This window comes from Micromonospora sp. NPDC003776 (assembly GCF_053605645.1).
On record NZ_JBSGJR010000658.1, the window covers coordinates 1 to 3,470 of the forward strand.

The window sequence follows — 3,470 nt, forward strand, 5'->3', positions numbered from 1 at the left end:
GGCGGAACGTCGCGGCCGGGGGCGTCGGCACGGGAGCGGGCGGCGTTCTCCACCCGCTCCAGCCGGGCGCGGGCTCCCATGGTCCGCCCCGGCAGCCGGACGTCGCCCCGGGAGAGTTGGGCCACGAACCAGGCCGGCAGGTAACCCTCGATCGGCAGGCCCGGATTGACCGCGAGCCACCACTCGTGGTTCGGCCACCCGGCGGCCAGGTCGGCGTACGGGACGCGGCGGGTGGCGCCCGCGTTGTCCCCCAGGCAGGCCCGCATCGCGGTGACCGACGTGAATGCGAGGACGTGCGTCCGGCCGCCCGTCGTCCAGGTCCCCCAACCGACCGAGGCGTGCCCGGCGGGCACCGATCCGGCCACCGGGAGCAGCAGATCGACCCTGGTCAGGATGCGGAAGTAGAGCTGCTGGTCCTGGGCACGCAGCGCGTCCCGCATCGCCACCTCGGCCTCGGTGGCCGGCTCCCATCCGGTCACGGCCACCTCTCCTTCCGCGCGCAGGCCACAGGCATCGCCTACAACCTACAAGGTGGTAACAAGATCACAATGCCTGGCCATCGGCGGTCCGCCGTCCGGCGGGCCAGCCGCTAACATCCCGTTCCGGAGCCGACACGTTACGGAGGCGGTCGATGTCCCGGCCCACCCCGCGCCCGCTCCTGGCCACCGCCCTCACCGCCGCGCTGCCGGCCGCACCGGCGGCGGCCCGCGCACCATCAGGGTGCGCTGCGGCACCGGCACCGGCCCGGCCTGTCGCAGCCACCCCGTGGCCGCTCCAAGGGTACGCCCCGGACGGGCTCGCCTCGCTCGCGGACGGCACCGGGGTGGTCGTCGCGGTGATCGACTCGGGCGTGCCGACCTGGCGATCCTGCAACCGCTTGATCCCGGCGAGGCGGCGCTGGCCGGCGCGGCGCTCGGCCTCGGCGGGTCGGCGGAGTGGCTGACCCGGATCCGGGACGACATGGTGGCCGTGGTCAACCGGCGGGCACTGCGCTGGGCGCTACTCTCCCCGACGCCGATCGAGTCGCAAGTGGTCGGTCGGCCGAGCCGCCGCTGAGCCGATCATCACGGGTTCCGCGAGTCGACGCGGCATGGCACGATCCCGGCCATGGGTTTTATGAAGGGCCTTCTGATCCGGCTCGCCTCGACCGCGGTGGCCTTCTGGCTCGCCACGCTGCTCATCCCGGGCATCAAGCTGGACTCGAAGTCGGTCACCGACACGGTGATCACGCTGGTGCTGGTCGCGGCGATCTTTGGTGTGGTCAACGCCGTGCTCCAGCCGATCATCAAGACCGTCGGCTGCGGTTTCTACCTGCTGACCCTCGGCCTGATCGCACTGGTGGTGAACGGCCTGCTCTTCCTGCTCACCAGCTGGATCGCCGGTGAGGCGGGGCTGCCGTTCCACGTGGACAACTTCTGGCCCGCCGCGGTGCTCGGCGCGCTCTTCGTCGGCATCGTGACCTGGATCCTGGGCGCGGTCCTCGACCGGGACTGAGCCGCCCGCCGATTCCCGCCCGTGGCCAGGCCAGTGGGCGGGAATTGGCTGGCGAGGAGCCCGGCGACCGGCAGTAGCGTCGGTCGGGTGTTCACCCTGACCCGCCCTGACGGCTACCTGCTCAGCACCGACCCGGACCGGCTCGACCTGGACCGGGTGCACCGATGGCTCTCCACCGACGCGTACTGGGCGCTCGGGCGGGAACGGGACACGGTCGAGCGCGCCTTCGCCGGCTCGATCGGCTTCGGGGTCTACCGGCCCGGGGACGGGCGGCAGGTGGCGGTCGCCCGGGTGGTCACCGACCGGGCCACCTTCGCCTGGCTCTGCGACGTGTACGTGGACCGGGGCGAGCGGGGTCGCGGCCTGGGCACCTGGCTGGCCGGCGCGGCCCGTGACCACCTCGCCGAGTTCGGCGTACGGCGGATCGTGCTGGCCACCAACGATGCCCACGGGGTGTACGTGAAGGTGGGCTTCACGCCGGTCGCGCCGGACCGCTGGATGGAGCTGGACCGGCGGGTGACCCAGGTCACTGGAAAGGAGCAACAAGCCCCTTCACCACTTACGGTGGAGGCGTGAACCAGACCCGCCTCGGCTACCTGTACGGCTTCGGCGCGTACCTCATCTGGGGTTTCTTCCCGATCTACCTGAAGCTGCTCCGCCCCGCCGGGCCGGTGGAGATCCTCGCCCACCGGATCGTCTGGTCGGTGGTCTTCGTCGCGCTCGTGCTGGCCGCGATGCGCAACATCGGTTTCCTGCGCGCGCTGGCCCGCCGCCCCCGCGCGCTGGCCGGCATCACCGCGGCGGCCGCGCTGATCGCGGTCAACTGGGGCACCTACATCTACGGCGTGAACTCCGACCGGGTGGTGGAGACGGCGCTCGGCTACTTCATCAACCCGCTGGTCATCGTTCTGATCGGGGTCTTCCTGCTGCGCGAGCGGCTGCGCCCGGCGCAGTGGGTGGCGCTCGGCATCGGCGGGGTGGCGGTGGCCGTGCTGACCATCGACTACGGCCGGCTGCCCTACCTGGCGCTCATCCTGGCCTTCAGCTTCGCCGGCTACGGGCTGGCCAAGAAGCGGCTCGGGCTGCCGGCCGCGGAGGGCCTCTTCGTCGAGTCGGCGGTGCTGGCGCTGCCCGCGCTCGGCTACCTGGCCTGGCTGACCCGGCGGGGCGCGGCCACCTTCGGCAACGTCTCCGTCGGACACACCGCGCTGCTGGTGCTGGCCGGCGCGGCCACCGCGATCCCGCTGCTGCTCTTCGCCGGGGCGGCGAACCGGCTGCCGCTCTCCACCATCGGCATGCTCCAGTACGTCGGCCCGATCCTTCAGCTCGGCTGCGGGGTGCTGATCTACCACGAGCCCATGCCGCCGGCCCGGCTGGCCGGCTTCGGCCTGGTCTGGCTCGCCCTGGTGGTCTTCACCACCGACGCCGTCCGCCAGGCCCGCCGCACCCGCGCGGCGGCCCGGATCGCCGCCGCCCCGGTCCCCGCCGCGACCCGCTGACGCCCGTCAGCGGAAGTCGTAGGCGAGGACCGGGGTGTTGTCGGCGCGCAGCAGTTCGAGGCGGACCAGCTCGCCGTGGGTGAAGTGGGTCGCGCCGGTCATGCGCAGGTTGTCCCCGGGCGCGGCCAGCCAGGTGGCCACCTGCTCCGCCGCGCCGTCCGGGCCGTGCGCCACCAGCCGGAAGGTGTACGCCTCCCGGTCACCGGTCCGCTGGTCGTACCCGCAGTGCAGGGTGACCTCGGTGCCCCACTTCTTGTCGGTCAGCCCGACCTCGGCGTGCAGCGGGACCGGGCCGTCGACCGGCCGCATCGCGGCCAGCGCCACCTGCCGCGTCGGCGGGGCGGCCGGCGGCCGGAGCTGCGCCGCGCCGAGGCCCGCCAGCACCGCGAGCACGGCCGCGGCGAGCGCGGTCAGCGCGTACCGCCGCCGGGACCGGGACCGCTCGCGCCGCCGCCGCTCCCGGGCGGCGTCGAGCAG

The 3,470-nt window shown here is 73.5% G+C and carries 5 protein-coding genes and 1 pseudogene; 4 read left to right on the plus strand and 2 right to left on the minus strand.

What is annotated here, in order from left to right; all coding sequences use genetic code 11:
* A partial coding sequence (locus ACWEVO_RS32800; RefSeq protein ID WP_452311318.1) for an SseB family protein occupies positions 1–479 on the minus strand: 479 nt, incomplete at its 3' end.
* Positions 480–843: 364 nt separating this feature from the next.
* Here ACWEVO_RS32800 and ACWEVO_RS32805 point away from each other — a divergent pair.
* The 4 genes and pseudogenes from ACWEVO_RS32805 to rarD all read left to right on the plus strand — a co-directional run.
* Positions 844–1,056, plus strand: a pseudogene (locus ACWEVO_RS32805) (type VII secretion protein EccE); the annotation flags it as partial.
* 51 nt (positions 1,057–1,107) lie between these two features.
* On the plus strand, positions 1,108–1,494 hold the full coding sequence (locus tag ACWEVO_RS32810) for a phage holin family protein (RefSeq protein WP_452311319.1): 387 nt from the start codon (positions 1,108–1,110) through the stop codon (positions 1,492–1,494).
* Positions 1,495–1,581: 87 nt separating this feature from the next.
* Entirely contained in the window at positions 1,582–2,070 is a 489-nt protein-coding gene (locus ACWEVO_RS32815) for a GNAT family N-acetyltransferase (RefSeq protein ID WP_452311320.1), read from the plus strand.
* Complete coding sequence (gene rarD / locus ACWEVO_RS32820) at positions 2,067–2,993, plus strand: EamA family transporter RarD (protein ID WP_452311321.1); 927 nt, start codon at positions 2,067–2,069, stop codon at positions 2,991–2,993. The genes ACWEVO_RS32815 and rarD overlap by 4 nt, the downstream gene beginning before the upstream one ends.
* 6 nt (positions 2,994–2,999) lie before the next feature.
* Here rarD and ACWEVO_RS32825 read toward each other — a convergent pair.
* A partial coding sequence (locus ACWEVO_RS32825; protein ID WP_452311322.1) for an anti-sigma factor occupies positions 3,000–3,470 on the minus strand: 471 nt, incomplete at its 5' end.